This window comes from Nocardioides sp. YJ-D4 (genome assembly GCF_054031495.1).
This window is the reverse complement of sequence record NZ_CM132932.1, coordinates 5,021,789-5,038,286: the sequence shown is the minus strand read 5'-3', so window position 1 is coordinate 5,038,286 and position 16,498 is coordinate 5,021,789. Positions and strand designations below refer to the sequence as shown.

16 protein-coding genes and 1 tRNA gene are annotated in these 16,498 nt (G+C 69.4%); 5 read left to right on the top strand and 12 right to left on the bottom strand.

Going from position 1 to position 16,498, the window contains the following annotated elements:
• Nucleotides 1-4: 4 nt before the first annotated feature.
• From ACW14X_RS24075 to ACW14X_RS24045, 7 genes are all read right to left on the bottom strand, one after another.
• Nucleotides 5-622, bottom strand: a complete 618-nt coding sequence (locus ACW14X_RS24075; RefSeq protein WP_160021882.1) for a response regulator — start codon at nt 620-622, stop codon at nt 5-7.
• A complete protein-coding gene (locus ACW14X_RS24070; RefSeq protein ID WP_350842167.1) occupies nt 619-1,869 on the bottom strand; it encodes a sensor histidine kinase in 1,251 nt (416 codons plus the stop codon). Before ACW14X_RS24070 ends, ACW14X_RS24075 begins: the two co-directional genes overlap by 4 nt.
• Nucleotides 1,866-3,872, bottom strand: coding sequence for an MMPL family transporter (locus ACW14X_RS24065; protein ID WP_457163573.1), 2,007 nt, complete (start codon nt 3,870-3,872; stop codon nt 1,866-1,868). The genes ACW14X_RS24070 and ACW14X_RS24065 overlap by 4 nt, the downstream gene beginning before the upstream one ends.
• A gap of 175 nt (nt 3,873-4,047) precedes the next feature.
• Complete coding sequence (locus ACW14X_RS24060) at nt 4,048-4,422, bottom strand: universal stress protein (RefSeq protein ID WP_457163572.1); 375 nt, start codon at nt 4,420-4,422, stop codon at nt 4,048-4,050.
• 43 nt (nt 4,423-4,465) lie between these two features.
• A complete protein-coding gene (locus ACW14X_RS24055) occupies nt 4,466-6,529 on the bottom strand; it encodes a tripartite tricarboxylate transporter permease (RefSeq protein WP_457163571.1) in 2,064 nt (687 codons plus the stop codon).
• A gap of 10 nt (nt 6,530-6,539) precedes the next feature.
• Nucleotides 6,540-7,739 (bottom strand): Bug family tripartite tricarboxylate transporter substrate binding protein, encoded by a 1,200-nt coding sequence (locus ACW14X_RS24050; protein ID WP_457163570.1) that lies wholly within the window; start codon nt 7,737-7,739, stop codon nt 6,540-6,542.
• A gap of 58 nt (nt 7,740-7,797) precedes the next feature.
• The gene (locus ACW14X_RS24045; RefSeq protein ID WP_457163569.1) at nt 7,798-8,907 is read right to left on the bottom strand and encodes a PrpF domain-containing protein; all 1,110 of its coding nucleotides are present in this window, start codon (nt 8,905-8,907) and stop codon (nt 7,798-7,800) included.
• Between the two features lie 207 nt (nt 8,908-9,114).
• Between ACW14X_RS24045 and ACW14X_RS24040 the strand changes: the two genes are divergently transcribed.
• Nucleotides 9,115-10,032 carry a LysR family transcriptional regulator gene (locus tag ACW14X_RS24040; RefSeq protein WP_350842179.1) on the top strand — a complete coding sequence of 306 codons (918 nt, stop codon included), beginning with the start codon at nt 9,115-9,117 and terminating at the stop codon, nt 10,030-10,032.
• A gap of 14 nt (nt 10,033-10,046) precedes the next feature.
• Here the strand turns inward: ACW14X_RS24040 and ACW14X_RS24035 are convergent, their stop codons facing one another.
• Nucleotides 10,047-10,292, bottom strand: a complete 246-nt coding sequence (locus ACW14X_RS24035; RefSeq protein WP_457163568.1) for a hypothetical protein — start codon at nt 10,290-10,292, stop codon at nt 10,047-10,049.
• A 62-nt stretch (nt 10,293-10,354) separates the two neighbouring features.
• Complete coding sequence (locus ACW14X_RS24030) at nt 10,355-11,287, bottom strand: LysR family transcriptional regulator (protein WP_457163567.1); 933 nt, start codon at nt 11,285-11,287, stop codon at nt 10,355-10,357.
• Nucleotides 11,288-11,362: 75 nt separating this feature from the next.
• On the opposite strand from ACW14X_RS24030, the gene ACW14X_RS24025 reads away from it, so the two are divergent.
• Together ACW14X_RS24025 and ACW14X_RS24020 are read left to right on the top strand one after the other, a co-directional pair.
• On the top strand, nt 11,363-12,559 hold the full coding sequence (locus ACW14X_RS24025) for an MFS transporter (RefSeq protein WP_457163566.1): 1,197 nt from the start codon (nt 11,363-11,365) through the stop codon (nt 12,557-12,559).
• Nucleotides 12,560-12,965: 406 nt separating this feature from the next.
• The gene (locus ACW14X_RS24020) at nt 12,966-13,169 is read left to right on the top strand and encodes a hypothetical protein (protein ID WP_457163565.1); all 204 of its coding nucleotides are present in this window, start codon (nt 12,966-12,968) and stop codon (nt 13,167-13,169) included.
• Here ACW14X_RS24020 and ACW14X_RS24015 read toward each other — a convergent pair.
• Nucleotides 13,164-13,643: a hypothetical protein gene (locus tag ACW14X_RS24015; RefSeq protein WP_457163564.1), complete on the bottom strand. Its 480-nt coding sequence runs from the start codon at nt 13,641-13,643 to the stop codon at nt 13,164-13,166. The genes ACW14X_RS24020 and ACW14X_RS24015 overlap by 6 nt on opposite strands.
• A gap of 511 nt (nt 13,644-14,154) precedes the next feature.
• Between ACW14X_RS24015 and ACW14X_RS24010 the strand changes: the two genes are divergently transcribed.
• The gene (locus ACW14X_RS24010) at nt 14,155-14,313 is read left to right on the top strand and encodes a hypothetical protein (RefSeq protein WP_457163563.1); all 159 of its coding nucleotides are present in this window, start codon (nt 14,155-14,157) and stop codon (nt 14,311-14,313) included.
• Between the two features lie 173 nt (nt 14,314-14,486).
• On the opposite strand, the gene ACW14X_RS24005 is transcribed toward ACW14X_RS24010, so the two are convergent.
• Entirely contained in the window at nt 14,487-15,725 is a 1,239-nt protein-coding gene (locus tag ACW14X_RS24005; protein WP_457163562.1) for a hypothetical protein, read from the bottom strand.
• Nucleotides 15,726-16,023: 298 nt separating this feature from the next.
• Here ACW14X_RS24005 and ACW14X_RS24000 point away from each other — a divergent pair, with 298 nt between their 5' ends.
• Nucleotides 16,024-16,356, top strand: a complete 333-nt coding sequence (locus ACW14X_RS24000) for a tyrosine-type recombinase/integrase (RefSeq protein WP_457166084.1) — start codon at nt 16,024-16,026, stop codon at nt 16,354-16,356.
• Nucleotides 16,357-16,371: 15 nt separating this feature from the next.
• On the opposite strand, the gene ACW14X_RS23995 is transcribed toward ACW14X_RS24000, so the two are convergent.
• Nucleotides 16,372-16,447, bottom strand: a tRNA-Val gene (locus tag ACW14X_RS23995).
• Nucleotides 16,448-16,498: the final 51 nt, after the last annotated feature.

The following is a 16,498-nucleotide window of genomic DNA, read 5'->3' as shown; positions in this document are numbered from 1 at the left end:
CCAGTCAGATCAGGCCGGTCTCCTGCGCGACGTGGATGGCGCGGGAGCGGCTGTCGACGTCGAGCTTGGTGAAGATGTGCGCGAGGTGGCTCTTCACGGTGGCCTCGGTGACGAAGAGCGTGCGCGCGATCTCCTTGTTGGTCGCGCCCCTGGCCAGGTGCCGCAGCACCTCGATCTCGCGATCGGTGAGCCGCGGCAGCGGGCTGCGCATGCCCTTGAGCACCCGGGTGGCCAGGTCCGGAGCGAGGACCATGTCGCCGGCGGCGGCGCGGTGGATGCCCTGGACGATGACCTCGGGGTCGACGTCCTTGAGCAGGTAGCCGGCGGCACCGGCCTCGATCGCACCGAGTACCTCGGCGTCGCGGTCGAAGGTGGTCAGGATCAGCACGGCCGGCGCCGGGTCGAGGGCGCGGAGCGCGATCGTGGTTCGGATGCCGTCGATCCCGCTTCCCAGGCGCAGGTCGCACAGCACGACGTCGGGATGGAGGTGACCGGCCAGGGTGATCGCCTCCTCGCCGGTGGCGGCCTCCCCGACGACCGTCAGGGCGTCGCCCGCCTCGATCACGGCGCGCAGGCCGCTGCGTACGACCGGGTGGTCGTCGACGAGGAGCACCGTGGTCATCGCGACCCCTCGATGTGGATCGGGAGATGCGCGGAGACTGCGGTGCCCTCACCGGGTGTGCTCTCCACGTCGAGGCCACCTCCGAGCTCGCGAAGTCGGGCCCGCATGAAACGCAGGCCATAGCTGGACGAGCCGGCATCGGCGTCCTGCTCCCAGGCGGCGACGTCGAACCCGTCGCCGTCGTCGCTGATGTCCATACGCACCGAGTCACCGTCGTCGATCAGCGTGACCACGACCCGCGTCGCCGCGGCGTGGAGACGTACGTTGGAGAGGGCCGACTGAGCGGTGCGAAGCAGCGCGACCTCGACCTCGGTCCGCAGCAGCGGGAGCGTGTCGTCGACATGGAGCTCCGCGTGCAGCCCGGTCTCGTCCTTCGTGCGGTCGAGCATCCGCCGAAGCGCCGAGGCGAGGGCGGCGTCCTCGAGCTCGGCCGGTGCCAGGGCCTCGACGATCCGGCGTACGTCCGCGAGGCTGTCGCCCGCCAGCGCCTCGACCTGCGCGAAGGTGCGCGAGGACTCCGGGTCCGTGGTGCGGTTGCCTCCGGCGTGGGTGAGGAGCCGGATCGAGGAGAGCGCCTGCGCGATGGTGTCGTGGATGTCTCGCGAGATCCGGGTGCGTTCGGCGATCGCTCCGGAGTGGCGCTGGGCGAGCAGCAGCTCGTCCTGCAGCTCGGCCATCTCCTGCTGGGCGCTCCGCAGGGACGTCACCAGCCGCTCGCGCTCGGCGGCGTCGCGGAGGAGCTGCAGGTACCCGCGGGAGATGCCGAACGCGAAGATGCCGCCGATGAGCGGGCCGAAGACGTCCGCATAGCTGGTCGTGCCACGGTGCAGGATCGGGGCCACGACCACCACCACGAGGATCGCCGCCGAGAAGACCAGTCCCCAGCGCAGCGGCAGCAGGTGCCCGGCGAGCAGCCACAGCAGGAATGCGAGCCAGACGAACTCGTCCGAGACCGCGACCGCGGCGACCCAGATCACCGCGAAGCCGAGCAGCCACCACACCGGCAGCCGCGGCGAGCCCGTCCTGGCCGGCAGGATCGTGCCGGCGGTGTGCCACCCGAGGATCGCGAGCCCGGTGATGACCGCGGCAGGAGGCGCCACGCCCTCGCCGATCGCTCTGCTGACGCCGATCGCCGTCAGCACGACCGCGATCACGTGCTGCCCGATCTCCATCGCCCGCACCGTCGAGGCGGCGGGGGTCGGGTGCGAGGCGCCGGGCCGCCTCAGCGGCGCGTGTACGACACTCATGTGCTCGATTCTCCCCCGGCCCTCTGCAGTCGTCCCGGCCACCAGATGCGGTCGCCCACCAGGGCGAAGATCGCCGGCACGATCACCGTACGCACCACCAGGGTGTCCACGAGCACGCCCACACCGACGATCAGGCCCAGCTGTCCGAGAGTGACCAGCGGCAGCACCCCGAGAGCGGCGAAGACCCCGGCGAGGACGATGCCGGCGCTGGTGATCACACCGCCGGTGTGGGCGACCGCCTCGACCACGCCCGCCCGGGTGCCGAGCCGCCCCGCGTCCGCGCGCGCCCGGTGGACGAGGAAGATCGTGTAGTCGATCCCCAGCGCGACCAGGAACAGGAACGCCAGGATCGGCACCTGCAGGTCGAGCGCCTGCTGATCGAAGAGGACGCGGCTCAGCCAGGCCCCGGCGCCGATCGCGGCGACCGCGCTGGCGAGGTTCACCAGGAGCAGCAGGCCGGGCGCCACCAGCGAACGCAGCAGGACCAGGAGCACGAGGAAGCTCACCGCGAGCACCAGCGGCGCGATCAGCAGCAGGTCGTCCTCGCTCCCCGCGGCGGCGTCCAGCTCGGTCGCGACCGCGCCGCCGACGAGTGCCTTCGCGCCCTCGATCGGGTGGACCGCCTCCCGCAGGTCGGTGATCTGGTCGAGACTCCGCTCGGTTCCGGGCGAGAACTCGCTGGTCACCATGATCTTCGTCAACGCCCCGTCGCCGGTGACTCCGGCCGGCTGGGCGCGCACCACGCCCTCCACGTCACCCGCGATCGAGGCCACCTCAGCGGCGGCCTCGGTGTCGGCGAGGATGTAGATCGGCTGGGCCTCTCCGGGCGGGAAGTGCGCCGAGAGCGTCTCCAGACCGGCGGCCGACTCGGACTGCACCCGGAACTTCTCGATCTGATCGAGCCCGACCGACGTACCGGAGAGGCCGGAGGCCATCACCGCGAGCAGCACGAGCCCACCCAGCAGGCTCGCGACCGGACGCTTCACCACCCGCGACGCGATCGCGCGCCATACCCGGCCCTGGTCTCGCGAGTCACCCGGGCGAGGTACGAACGGCCAGAACAGTCGTCGTCCACACACCGCCAGGGCCGGTGGCAGCACGAACAGCACCGCGACCAGGGCGATCAGCAGACCGATCGCCGCGGGCACCCCCAGCCCGCGGGTCATCGGGATCGTGGCCAGGACCAGGGTCAGCAGGGCGAGCACCACCGTCAGGTTGGAGGCGAGGATCGCGAGCGCCGTCTTCCGCCAGGCCGTGCTCAGCGCCAGCCGGTCGTCCTCGGTCCGCTGCAGCTCCTCCCGGTACCGCGAGATCAGCAGCAGCGCGTAGTTGGTCCCCGCACCGAACACGAGGACGCTGACGACGCCGGCGTCGAACCCGAAGTCCCACAGCGCTCCCGCCGCCGCGGTGACCCGCCCGGCGAGCGCATCGGCGAGAGCGACCACGACCAGCGGGACCAGCCACAGCACCGGCGAGCGGTAGGTGATGATCAGCAGCACCGCCACGATCAGGACCGTCACCAGCAGCAGCGTGAGGTCGGCGCCGTCGAAGGCCGCGGCCGCATCAGCCCCGAACGCCGGCCCGCCGGTCACCTGCAGCACCAGCCCGTCGGGAGCCTGCGCCGCCACGTCGGCTCGCAGCGCCTTGATCACCCCCGACGTCTCGGCGTTGTCGGCGCCGACCGTGATCGGCACGGCGAGAGCCGCGGCCTCCCCGTCCTCGCTGAGCATCGGACCGGCGGAGCCCGGCGCGGCCTGCGCACCGACCTGGACGCCGAGCCGCTCGAGGCCGTCGAGATCACTGCTGGAGAGGGCGCCCTCGTCCGCCCGGGAGGCGACGACGAGCACGGACTCACGATCGGCGCCGGGGAACTCCTCCAGCAGCGCGCTCACCCGCGTCGACTCCGACCCCGCCGGCGCCTGCCCGGTCTGCGCCGGGGCCTCCGCACCGGCGAAGGCCCCGAAGAGCACCCCCATCACGACCACCGCGAGGCCGAGCGCCACCCAAGCCCCACGGCGGGACGTCAACCTGTCTGCGAGATGCGGACGAGCACCCGACCGCGTACGAACCAGAGAATCTGCCATGCCGACAACTCCACCAGCGGCGTCGTCCCAGATCATCGCGAGCAGGACTGAACCAGGAATCATCCATTTGGCTGATGCCGGCCGGCCGGAGCGGTCAGGGACCGGTCACGGAAGGCTTGACCGCGAGCACCGGGGAGGTGGCGTCGAGCAGGATCCGCTGGGCGGTGCTGCCGAAGACCAGCTTGCCCACCGGCGTCCGCGCGCGCAGACCCAGGACGATCAGCCGCGCGTCGAGCCGCTGGGAGACCTGAATAACGGTGTCGCTGGGGTCACCCAGGTCTCCGCGCTCGACCTCGACCCGGCCGGCGAGCTCCGGCCACCGACCTTCGAGCTCCTCGGCGTCGGGGACCCGCTCGCCGCGCACGGCAGGCACGATGACCACGGTCTCTCCCTCTCGGGACTCGGCGACCGCGGCCGTGACGGCGGCGTGTCCGGGCGGGGTGTCGGCGTAGGCGACCACGATGGTCATCGGCGTTCCTTTCGGTTCGTGGAAGGGCGGGAGGTCGGCGCGGTCATTGCAGCAGGCCCATCGGCAGGTCGACCGGCAGCAGCGACGGCAGGGCGAGCAGCACGGCGCCCAGGACGAGGGTGTAGATGATCGCCGTACGTGGCCGGGTGCGGGCTGCGTACAGGAGGAACACCGGGGTGAACACCAGGGTCGCCGCAAGGTAGCCGCCGAGCATGACGAGGACCAGGAACGCGGCCATCGCGACAAAGGTGCGCATGGCGATCACCAGGTCGTGACGCCGAGCCAAGGCCTTGGCGTCGACCGCCGGGTCCACTCGGGTGGCGACCATGGTGCCACCGGACCCACCCGCGGGTTCGAGGCTGTCGTCGAGCGTGTCGCGGCGGGTGTCCTGCCGCCTCGCGCGCAGCTCCTGCCAGGTCAGGATGAGCGCCGCGACCAGACCGCCGATCGCCACGAGCCGCGGCATCAGCGCGGCCTCTGCGGAGAAGGACCCACTCACCCACAGCGCGCCGGCGAAGACCAGCACCGCGACGATCGCGACGGCGAGGGACCAGGGCGTACGGGCCAGCGAACCCTCGAGCTCGTCGCCGTGCTCGTCATCGCTCTCGTGCTCGTCCCGGTGACCGTCGTCGGCAGCCCCCGAGGCTCGCCGAACCTTCTTGATCAGGGACCAGGCCAGCGGCACGATCAGCAGCGCGGCGAAGACGAGCACGCCGGGTCGCGCGACCCAGGAGGCGCCGTCGTACAGGCTGGCGGTCAGGTAGTAGTAGCGCTCCATCGGGATGGCCAGGACGAAGCCGATCAGGAACGGGGCCCGCGGCATCCCGGTGGCCTTGAGGAAGAAGCCGACCACGCCGAGGGCGACCATCACCCACAGGTCGCCGATCTGGCCACCCTCCTGGAACGCGCCCAGGAGCATCACCACGAGAAGACCGGGCCCGAGCACGGCGAAGGGCACCTTCGTGAGCTTGGCGAGCGAGCCGGTGGCCAGGAAGCAGAGGAACGCTCCGGCGACCGAGGCGATCGCGAACGCCCACACGATCAGGTACATCAGGTCGAGATGGTCGGTGACGATCGCCGGCCCCGGCTGGATGCCGTACGTCAGCAGCATCCCGAGCAGCATCGCCGACGGCACGCCGCCGGGGATGCCGAAGAGGAAGGTCGGGATCAGGTCGCCGGCCTCGACGGAGTTGTTGGCGCTCTCCGGACCGACGATGCCACGGGGGTCGCCCTTGCCGAACTTCCGCTTGTCCTTGGCGGTGGCCACAGCCTGCCCGTAGGCGAGCCAGGTGCCGGCGGTGGCGCCGACGCCGGGCAGCACACCGGCCCAGATGCCGATCAGCGCACCTCGGATGACATGCGTCCAGTGGGTCAGCCACTCGCGGATGCCGGATCCCCAACCGCCGGTGAGCTCCACCGGCTTCTCAGTGACTCGTCGCTGCCCGACCCGGCTGGCGATCTCGGCGAGCCCGAACACACCCAGCGCGACCGCGACCAGGGAGATGCCGTCGCTGAGGAACAGCGACCCGAAGGAGAACCGCTCCTCGGCGGTCGTGGGCGAGGTGCCGACGAGCCCGAGCAGGAGCCCGAGCAGGCCGGCGGTCAGGCCCTTGACGACGTTGCCGCGCGAGAGCACGGCGGCGAGCGAGACCCCGAGGATGGTCAGCATGAAGAGCTCCGGGCTGCCGAAGGACAGCACCAGGGGCCGAGCCAGCGGAATCGCGAGGGTGAGCCCGACCGCTCCGATTAGGCCGCCGGCCATCGAGGAGAGGAAGGCGAGCGACAGGGCGCGTTTGGCCTGTCCTTGTCGCGCCATCGAGTAGCCGTCGAGCATCGTCACGCTCGCCGAGGCGGAGCCGGGCGCGCCGAGCAGGACGGCGGCGACCGTGTCTGAGGTGTGCACCACCGCCAGTGCTCCGATGAGCATCGCGAGTGCGGGTTCGGGCTCCATGCCGAAGGTGATCGGAAGGAGGATCGCCACCGCGCCGGTGCCGCCGAGCCCCGGGATCAGGCCGATGACCAGACCGGCCACCACGCCGACGGCGAGCATGATGAGGAGCGAGGGATCGGCCAGGGAGGCCAGGGCAGAGAAGGCTGCGTCAGTCATGTGTCCGCCCTCAGTCGATCGTGATGTCGTAGTCGGTCTCGAGCAGCTCGAGGACGTCCTGGCGGACGCTCTCGTCCACCTGGTACGCCTCGCCGATCCGGTCGGCGAGGTCGGGTGAGGCATCGAGCGGATAGCCACCGAGCACCTCGGCGGCGGACTTCTGGAACGCGGGATCGGCACCCATCTCATCGGCCGTCGAGCGCAGCAGCTCGACCGCCTCGTCCGGTGTGTCCTCAGGCACCCAGAGCGCCTTCTGGTAGGTGTAGGTCAGCGCCAGGATGGCGCGGTAGGTCTCCAGCGCCTCGGGATCCGGCTGCTTGCCATGGAGCTTCTCGTACGCCTCGACGACGGTCGGCAGGTCCGGGAAGTTGGGATCGCGCACGATCTCGCCGTCCTCGTTGACCTGCCCGAGCGAGAAGAGCGGCACCGCGGTGCCGTCCTCGACCAGCGGCTCGACCGCGGGCTCGTACGACGAGGTCGTCTGGTAGTCGATGTCGACCTCGCCGCGCTGGAGCGCGAGGTTGACCGGTCCACGGCCCTCGAACCCGAAGGTCGAGTCGATGTCGGCCGAGAGCAGGTCGAAGGCCAGCATCGTGGTGAGGTCGAGGCTGGTCGCCGCGATGCCACCGAAGATGAGCGGCTTGTCCCGGTCGACGAGGTCCTCGATGCCGTTCACCCCGGCGCCGGTCCGGGCGTAGACCACCGCTCCGGTGCCGTTGGCCAGGACCGGCCGCAGCTTGTTGAAGTCGTAGCGCACCGCCGGCATGTCGAGGAGGTAGGGCACCACCGTCGAGGCGGTGCTGACCAGCACCTCGGTGCCGTCGGTCTTCGCCGAGGTCATGAAGTGGTTGGTGCCCAGGATCCCCTCGCCGCCGTCGTCGTTGACCGGAGCCAGGCCCGGGGAGCCGGGCACCGCCTCGGTCAGCTCGGCGCCGACGAACCGGGCCCAGGTGTCCGTGCCACCACCCTCGGCCAGCGGGATCATCATCTCGACGGTCTCACCCGAGTAGTCGCCGTCGGCCGTGGAGGCGGCCGGGTTCAGGAAGTCCCCGCCCAGGACGGAGACGCCCACCGCCAACGCGGTGAATCCGGCGAGGACGGCTCCGGCGAGTCGTGGGGTCGGCGCAGGTCGCTCCGGCGGGTCCTGCGTCGGGCCGGCATCCTCGTCTGCGGTCGTGGCCACGTCCTCTTCTTCGACGTGCTGGGTCATGAGTTCCTCCAGGTGTAGCGAGCCTCACACGGGCATCCCGTGTCAAGGGGTCAGATGGTCAAGCCGACGCGGACGGCAGCAAGGGCGGGTCCGGCAGGACTACGGCTCCGTGGGCGAGACGGCGGTAGGTGCGTACGACGCCGACGACAGGGACGCCGTCGTGCTCCTCGGCGAAGGTGCTGACGTTGCCCGCGGGCGTACCGAGCCGCAGGCCGGTGGCGGGTCGCCCAGCCGGGACGAGGTCGTGCACCACCGTGCCGGGGGCGTCGGCGGCCAAGGTCAGCGCCACCGACCCGGTCACCGGAACAGCTGGATGGAAGCGCCCCATCGACAGCATGCGCACGGTCAGGTCGGTGCGCTCCTCGCTCGCCGGGTCGGGGGCGGCGACGAGCGCGAGCTTGGGAACCGCCCGGGCGACGGCATCCGGCGTCGGGGCGAGCCCCATCAGGACACCGGCTTCCCGACGTACGGCATCGAGGCGGGCCAGGAGGCCGGGCACCAGATCGAGGTCGGCGATGTCCTCCTCGCCGCGCACACCGAAGTCGGCAGCGTTGGCCGCGACGACCGGCGCGCCCGCGTCGATGAGCGTGACGGTCACCCCGCCCACGGTCTCCGGCAGGACATCGCGCTGATGACCCGTCGGGAAGAGCTGTCCGGTGCTCCGACCCGCCGGATCGACGAAGCCCATCCGCACCGGCGCGCCGAGGAAGGGAACGCCGGGGATCGCCTCGGAGGCCTCCTCGTCGAGTACGCCTCCGGGGGTCGGCACGCGCTGCACGATGAGCTGGTCGGTGTTGGTGTTGAGGACCCGGACGGCCGTCTCCGGCGTGCCCGTGCTCACCCATCCTTCGCGGATCGCGAACGACGCGACCACCGCGGAGCAGTTGCCGCAGTTGCTCCCCCAGTCGACCTTGGCCTCCTCGATGCCGACCTGGGCGAACGTGTACTCCACATCCACCCCGGGCGTCGCCGAGGGCGCGAGGATGACCGCCTTGCTCGTGGTGGACGTACCGCCGCCGACGCCATCGACCTGGCGATGGTCAGGGCTGCCGTAGATCCTCAGCAGCACCTCGTCGACGGACAGGTCCGGGACGTTCAGGTCGTCGCGACGGAAGACCCAGCACTTGCTGGTGCCACCCCGCATCCATGTCGCGGCGATCTCGCGCATATTGCCTCCTCAGCCGAGTCGTCCGGGCTGTCCGGACTCACACAGACTGGAGCGAGGTGACTTGTAGCACAATCACGAGTTCGAACATCATCGTGAAGCAAAACTGCACGCTCAGCAGACGGCTCCGGGACGCCTTCGCGTCCCGCCGCGCGTCGTCGCGGCTGAAGCAGCACTGCACGGCCCTACATGGCCATGTAGCACGACTTCATGCAGACTGGGGCCGTGCTCGACATCAAACGGCTGCAGATCCTGTTGGCGATCGTGGAGGAAGGGTCCGTGACCAGCGCGGCCGCGGCGCTGGGCTACACGCCTTCGGCGATCTCGCAGCAGCTGCTCAGGCTCGAGCGCGAGGCCGGACAGCCGCTCCTCGACCGCCACGCCCGGGGCATGACCCCGACCGACGCGGGCCTGGTGCTCGCCACCCACGCGCGCAAGGTCCTGCGCCAGCTGGCGGCCGCCGAGTCGGACCTCGCCGACATCGCCGGCGTACGTCGCGGCAGCGTCACCCTGGGCACCTTCCCCACCATCGGCAGCTCGTTCCTACCCCTGGCGGTGCGGCGCTACAAGGAGCTCTACCCCAACATCGCGCTGACCATCCACAGCGGCCGCGAGGACGATCTCGTACGCATGCTGGAGGAGGGCAAGGTCGCCATGTCCCTGCTGTGGGACTACGCCTGGGAGCGGGTCGACAACGACGAGCTGGTGCTGACCGAGCTCTTCACCGACCCCACCGTGCTCCTCGTCGGCGCCACCCACCGCCTGGCCCGGCGGCGTACGGTCCGGATGGCCGACCTCGCCGAGGAGCCGTGGATCATCCGCGCGGGAGGCCACCCGGTCGTCGAGGTCCTGCAGCGCAGCGCCGTCGCCGCCGGCTTCACGCCGACCATCGCGTTCCAGGCCAACGACTATCAGGAGGCCCAGGCCATGGTCAGCGTCGGACTGGGCATCGCGCTCGCTCCCCGAACGGCCACCGTCAACCAGCACCCCGACGTACGCGTCATCTCCCTGGGCGACTCCGCGCCGCCCCGGCGCGTCCTCGTCGCGCACCGGACGGGCCGGGTCCGCAGCGCTGCCGAGCTCGCCCTGCACGACGTGCTCGTGGAGACCTCGTCGACCTACTCCTGAGGACGAGCGGGGGGTCAGGCTTGATCGCCCTCCCAGACGAGCGGCTCTCCGATCCGAAGCGGCGCGGTGAAGCCGACGCGGCGGACCGGGTCGAACTCGGTCTCGGTCACGGGGTCGTCGGTGTGGACCCGGTCGGGGCCGCCGGAGTGGCTGACCGAGGTCTCAGGAAGGGGAACGTCGTGGTGGAGGACCTCGATGGTCCCGTCGAAGTAGCCCCGCGGTGAGACGTCCTGTCGTCCGGCGATGTTCCGACCTGCCATGCGCTTCATGATGGCACTGCGCGATCTGGTGCCGCACCGATTTCACCGAGGAAGCGGGATGATCACCCCATCATGGGACGCAGGCCGATCTCGGTCAGTCGCCGGCCCCGCCGCCGGAGCAGGTCCTGGAAGGCGGCGGCGAGCGTCGAGGGACGGCGGTCGAGCCAGCAGGCACCGATGTGACGTACGGCCTCGGGGTTCGTCAACGGGACCTCGACGCAGCCCGTGGCCCCGTGCGGGTCGCGGGGTGCCAGGCTCACCCCGAGGCCGGCCGAGACGAGCCCCCGGAGCGTGGCCAGGTCGTCGCCCTCGAACCCGATCGTCGGCGTGACGCCGCTGGCCTGAGCCAGACCCTCGAGGAGCGTCCGCATTCCATAGCCGCGCTTCATGCAGATGAACGTCTCCGCGCCGGCCTCCTCGAAGCCCACCCGGGCACGTGTCGCCAGGCGGTGTCCGGGCGGTACGACCAGGACCAGCGGCTCGGTGTGCAGCCGCCACCGGCGCATGTCGGAGCGATCGTCGAGCGGCGAGATCAGCGCGACCTCGGCGGTGCCGTCGGTGACCGCCTCGAGGCACCGCGGACGCGAGGTCTGGATCAGGTCGACCGATGTGCCCGGATGCTCCTGCAGGAACGCCTTGACCAGCGCCGGCACGACCCTCTCGCCGAGCGTGCTCTGGAACGCGAGGGCGATACGTCCGCGGGCGCCTGACTCCTGGGCCTGCACCGCCTCGATGCCCGCGGTGGCCGCCGCGACCGCGGCGGCGGCGTGCGGGGCCAGCGCCTCCCCCGCCCTGGTGAGCCGCAGACCTCGCCCGTGTCTCTCGACCACGTCCACGCCGAGCTCACGACCGAGGCGCGCGAGCATGCGGCTCACCGTGGGCTGCGGCATCTGCAGCAGATCAGCGGCGGCATGCGTCTGCCCCGTCTCGGCCAGGGCCGCGAGGGCCGGGAGCATCGGCAGGACGTTTCGCGCGGTGGCATCCACACCCGACATCGTATGCGAATCCGCATTGTTGGTGCGTCACCGATGCATTGGACGCACGGTTTCGGGCTCCTTAGCGTGACAAGGGTGAGCGATCAGGCTGCGACCGACCCGGGACATCGACGCGTGCTGGTCGCGCTGGTCGCGATCGGGATGACGACGTTCGTGCAGCTCTACTACCCCCAGGCGCTGATCCCTGCGATCAGCCGCGACTTCGCCGTCGACCCCTCCCAGGCCGCCCTGACCGTCTCCGGGGCGACGATCGGTCTCGCCGTCGCCGCGCTCGGCTGGTCGTGGATCGCCGACCGCATCGGCCGGGCCAGGGCGATGACGATCGCCATCGTCGGCGCCGCAGCCATCGGCCTGGCTCTCCCGCTCGTGACCTCGTTCCCCCTCCTCGTCCTCCTCCGCGTCGCCCAGGGCATCGCACTGGGCGGCACCCCCGCGCTCGCCCTCGCCTACCTCGGCGAGCAGGTCAGCCGACGCGACGCGATGGCCGCGGGCGCGACGTACATCTCCGGCACCGTCCTCGGCGGCGTGGCCGGACGGCTGATCGCCGCGCCGATCGCCGACGTGAGCGACTGGCGTGTGGCGGCGTTCGTCGCAGGATGCGTCAGCGCGCTCGGCGCCGCCGTCGCGGTCACCGCACTCCCGCCCGAGCGCCCCCGCCCAGCGACGACTTCACGCCCGGCCGGCGTGCGAGCCGGGATGGTCGCCAACCTCACCAACCCCGGCCAGCTGGCGCTCTACGCACAGGCGTTCTTCCTGATGGGCGCACAGGTGGCCGTCTTCAACTACCTCGGCTACCGGCTCGAGCTGGAGCCGTTCTCCCTGCCGGCGGCGCTGACCGCGGTGATCTTCCTGGCCGGGCTCTCCGGCGCGGTGTCGGCCCGGCTGGCGGCGACGTTCGCGGATCGCCTCGGCCGCCGACGCGTACTCCTGGTGTCGTCCCTGACCATGGCCACCGGAGCCGCGCTGACGATCCCCGACCGGCTGCCGACCATCCTGATCGGGCTGCTGCTGTTCGCGACGGCGTACTTCGCCGCGCACTCGACCGCATCGGGCTGGGTGGGCCCGACGGCGACCAGCGGGATCGCCCAGGCCACCTCGCTCTACACGCTGTTCTACTACGCCGGCTCCAGCCTCTTCGGCTGGCTCGGCGGCCTCGCCTTCGCAGCCGGCTGGACCGGCACCGCAAGCATGGTCATCGCGATCACCCTCATCGCCTTCGCCGCCGCCCGCGCGCTCCTGCCCCAGACCTCGGTTACGCGATCACCATACTGAAGATGCCGATCGAGAGGCTGACAACGTAAGCGCGAAGGCCAGTACGAGCGCTCCCTCAAGGACGCGGGCGACCGGTCGCCAACGTCCTGCCACGTCGGATAGCAGCGCGCGGAGCCGTTTGACGCCCCATCGCATGGCAAAGAGGAGTCCAACGAGAGCGCATGCGGTGACGAGGCCAAGCAACCATTCGGGCACGGTCGGCATCAAGGGCGAGGTCTCGGACATGGGCGGAACGCTAGCGGCTCCGTGCAGTCGAGGTCGGAGCAACGGATGATCGTGAGTCCCGCGAACTACTCAGGACCCGGCCGAACCCACTCGAGAGTGGCGAAGCCCACCGGCTGCAGCGCACCCAGACCAGTCGCACCGGTCCCACACCCACCGACCGAACCGATCCGGGTTCAACGCCGTGAGTCGAACGGCCGGCTGGATCCTGGTCGCCGGGCAGAAGGTCGCCCTGGGACAGGAGCACCGGCACCAGGACGTGACCGCGCACGTATCCGACACGACCCTGGTGGTGCACCGCACGACCGCTCAGCCGGTACGCAGCGTCACGGGCCAGCGACCGCGAGCCAGCAACACGCCTGCAGTGTCAGCGGAATCGGAGCTATAGCCCGGGCCCCGGGGCCGGTTCCGGGCGTGGCGTGCCGAGGTCTCGTGGTGACCAAGCGCCGAGCACGATGCAGTAGTGCCGGACGGTGTCCGGTGTCGGACCATCCGCCCACACGGAGGCGGGATAGTTGCCGGGGCGAATCGGAACCGTGCGGTGCTCCTCACCGGCCGCAAGCCAGACCTGATCACCGAAGATCAACTCCGTCGCGAAGATCTGCCGCATCGAGGACCCGGCCACGTGATCACTGAGCCGAACCGTCACCGACTCACCCGCCGGCACCACCGCACGGATCAGCAGGCCGGGCCACGGGGCGCCCCCGTAGACCAGTTCCGGCGCGTCCGTAGCGACCCACTGCGTGTCGTCATCCCAGACCGGCCCGCCCTGCCAGGCCGCATCAAGCAACTCGACCTCATCGAGCGGTCCTACGGCTGTAAGGTCGCACTGCCACGTCGAGTCCTGGTCGCGCTGATCCACGACGGCAAGTCTGCCGTCTAGAGCAGCATCGATCACCAGGACCCCATCTAGCATCGTGCCCAGCGGGCCACGGACCGCTGAACGCTGAACGTTCTAGACCACCCGTCGCAGATCAGTTATCGAAGATCTGTCGCACATCCGTTGGCGGATTACACGACCCGACAAGCCTGTGATTCGCTGCTGATGCGCGACAGACCTCCGCCACCTGATCTGAAACTCCTGGACCGCGCTTAGGGTCGCACGTTGCCCCCGCCCTGGTCGCTGGCGTCCTGCCGTGCCTGGCGGCCGGCGCAACGTTCATCGCGGGTCGAGCGGAAACCGTGCGGCACCGCGCGTCCAACTGCTCCTCGACTTCCAAGGTCGGTTGTGTCCTCGAGGTTCGGGGCTCCTACGGTTCGGCATGGACTTGGAGGAACGCAAGCGACTGGCTCCGCGCCTGGAGCCGGGCATGATCTATGAGGACTGCTCCTTTCATCCGTGTCTATGCACGTACGTCGGTGAGGATGGCGAGGTGAACGGGATCTCGCTGATCGACGGCACCGCTCCGCGCGGCTGCGATCTGTACTACTGCGACGTGATCGTGCTGAGCGTCGAGGATGTGCTTGCGATCCGGCACGACTTCGACGGGTACGTGGCTCGGCGTACGGCTGATCTGGACGTGGACGGCTAGCGGGTCGGACCGAACTGTTCGACGGCTTGGGGAGTGAGCGCTTGGTCTACGGGCTGGGCGCTCTTCTTCATTTGCGCGGCACGTAGTGGGACCGGCCGACAAGCCGTACGGCCCCTGGAAGCCGCGCGCGTTGCGGGGGACGCCTTGAGGCAGTAGAGAAAGTCCTCGCGACGCTATGTCAGGAGCGAGGTAACGGCTGAGCCTGCGATGGCGGCGCATGCACCCGCAAGGGTGGCATACACCAATGCACGGCCTTCTGCTCGCGACGCGGCCTCTTCGAGAGACGCACGTACGAGCGAAAGGTCGATATGCTCAACGAGAGCGGTGCCAGGATCGAAGAACTCCTGAAGTTCGCTCAGATCGCCGGTCTCAAGCCTGTCGACGAGCGCGCGATTGTTGGCGACCCAGTCGCCGCGTGCGGCCTCAACCGTCGCGAGGGCGAGCCACAGCCCAGCGATTAACTGGCGGGCCTCTTTGTGGTCGCCACGGTGTTTCCATGCCGTCTTGGTCATCGCGATAACCCGGGGAAACCTGGGCCGGGCTGCCCGATCGTAGGATATTTCGAGAACGGCCGCGGCGTCTCGCCGGGCGCGCCACTCAAGGAAGAGCAGATAATCGGCAAGGGATTGTGTTGACGCGAACGCATTCAATGCCGAGTGAAGCGCGTTGTAGGTTCGAAGCAGGTTCTTTCGGTCATCCGGATCAAATCGGTAGGGCGCTACGACGGTTGACCCGACGGGCGATCGCCGCCCTCCTACATGAAAGTGCTCCCGATGGCGGTGGGCATGATCAAACGTAACGATGTCAGCGTGCATAAATTTGTGCTTGCACCCCGGTGAGCATGCCATGATCTGGACTGGGTACCCGGCTGCGCGTCCGACATCCTCGAGGATGTCGAAGATGACGTGGCCGCCCGATCCAGTCGCCCTGGCGGTTTTCTGCTCCCACTGAATCGCCAGAGAGACTCCGTCCCATACGACGAGATACTCGTCAGACGGGACGTCGTCCATGCTCCGGTACTTTGGTTGGTTCTTTGCTGGGACGCGTACACGGAATGAGATCAGCGCGTTGAGACGAAGGGCCTCAAAGTCATCAATGGCTTTGACGAAATCCGCCTCATGGTACTTGGGGTCGTAGAACGTCAGGGTACGTGCGTTGTCGATCTCACGGGAGTTTAGGTTTTCAAGGACTTCGCTGACTCGCGTGTCGCTTGAGAGCGCCGACCGCAACTTGCCGTCCACGGTCCGCGCCAACGCGGTTGCTTCAGGCGAGGTGAAGATGGCCTCTTGGCCGGGTGGAAGCCGTATCAGGGCAATGGCTACACGGGTCACGTATATGCGAGACGTTCCCGTATCGGCCGTGTCGCTTGATTCATCTGGAGAGGGGTCGCTTGATTTGGCGACAAGTGTCATTACGGCTCCGCAGGGATGGGTCAGTCGTCGACAGGGGCATGAAGGTCAAGTGGGGAATCACGAGCTCTATCAGGAATCAATCCAGTTGGTCGCAGATCCGACCCTGGCCGTGGTGCTCGGCGTTCCGTCGTTAAACATTCGGAGGTGTCACCAATTTTGGCGAGTCGTTTGACTCACACAGCTCAGGCGACCGTCGGACGTGCCAGCCGCGCTATGGGCCCTTACGGAAAGGCACACCCGCGTCGGTGGCGCCAGCGCAAGAGGCTGCAAGTTCATCGGGGTCCCGTAGCCCAAAAGCATCGACCCTCGCAGCGGCGGGCCTCTGAGCGAGGCCAACTGGAAGCGGTCGGTCGACTGGGCCGAGGCGATCAAGGCCATCGGTCGCCCGACGCTGCGGGTTCACGATCTCCGCCACACCTGCGCCTCGCTCTGGCTGGGGGCCGGCGCTGATCCGAAGGTCCTGCAGCGCATCCTGGGGCACGCTTCCGCAGCCATGACGATGGACCTCTACGGCCACCTGATCGATGACGACCTCTGGGACTCGGCTAAGCGGCTCTGGGGCATCCTGGGGGCATCTGAGGCCGACGAGGAGCTGGGAGAGGACGAGGACGATGACGAAACAGGGTCCTGACCTGGCGGAACAAGGTGGTGGACGCAGAGGGACTCGAACCCCCGACATCCTCCTTGTAAGGGAGGCGCTCTACCAACTGAGCTATGCGTCCGAAGCGCCCCAAGAGTACGCGATCAGGGGCGGGCCGGACTAACCGGGCCTG

Coding starts and splice junctions, on each gene's coding strand:
- ACW14X_RS24075 (WP_160021882.1), bottom strand. CDS start 622: ATGACCACGGTGCTCCTCGTCGACGACCACCCGGTCGTACGCAGCGGC.
- ACW14X_RS24070 (WP_350842167.1), bottom strand. CDS start 1,869: ATGAGTGTCGTACACGCGCCGCTGAGGCGGCCCGGCGCCTCGCACCCG.
- ACW14X_RS24060 (WP_457163572.1), bottom strand. CDS start 4,422: ATGACCATCGTGGTCGCCTACGCCGACACCCCGCCCGGACACGCCGCC.
- ACW14X_RS24055 (WP_457163571.1), bottom strand. CDS start 6,529: ATGACTGACGCAGCCTTCTCTGCCCTGGCCTCCCTGGCCGATCCCTCG.
- ACW14X_RS24050 (WP_457163570.1), bottom strand. CDS start 7,739: ATGACCCAGCACGTCGAAGAAGAGGACGTGGCCACGACCGCAGACGAG.
- ACW14X_RS24045 (WP_457163569.1), bottom strand. CDS start 8,907: ATGCGCGAGATCGCCGCGACATGGATGCGGGGTGGCACCAGCAAGTGC.
- ACW14X_RS24040 (WP_350842179.1), top strand. CDS start 9,115: ATGCAGACTGGGGCCGTGCTCGACATCAAACGGCTGCAGATCCTGTTG.
- ACW14X_RS24035 (WP_457163568.1), bottom strand. CDS start 10,292: ATGGCAGGTCGGAACATCGCCGGACGACAGGACGTCTCACCGCGGGGC.
- ACW14X_RS24030 (WP_457163567.1), bottom strand. CDS start 11,287: ATGTCGGGTGTGGATGCCACCGCGCGAAACGTCCTGCCGATGCTCCCG.
- ACW14X_RS24005 (WP_457163562.1), bottom strand. CDS start 15,725: ATGACACTTGTCGCCAAATCAAGCGACCCCTCTCCAGATGAATCAAGC.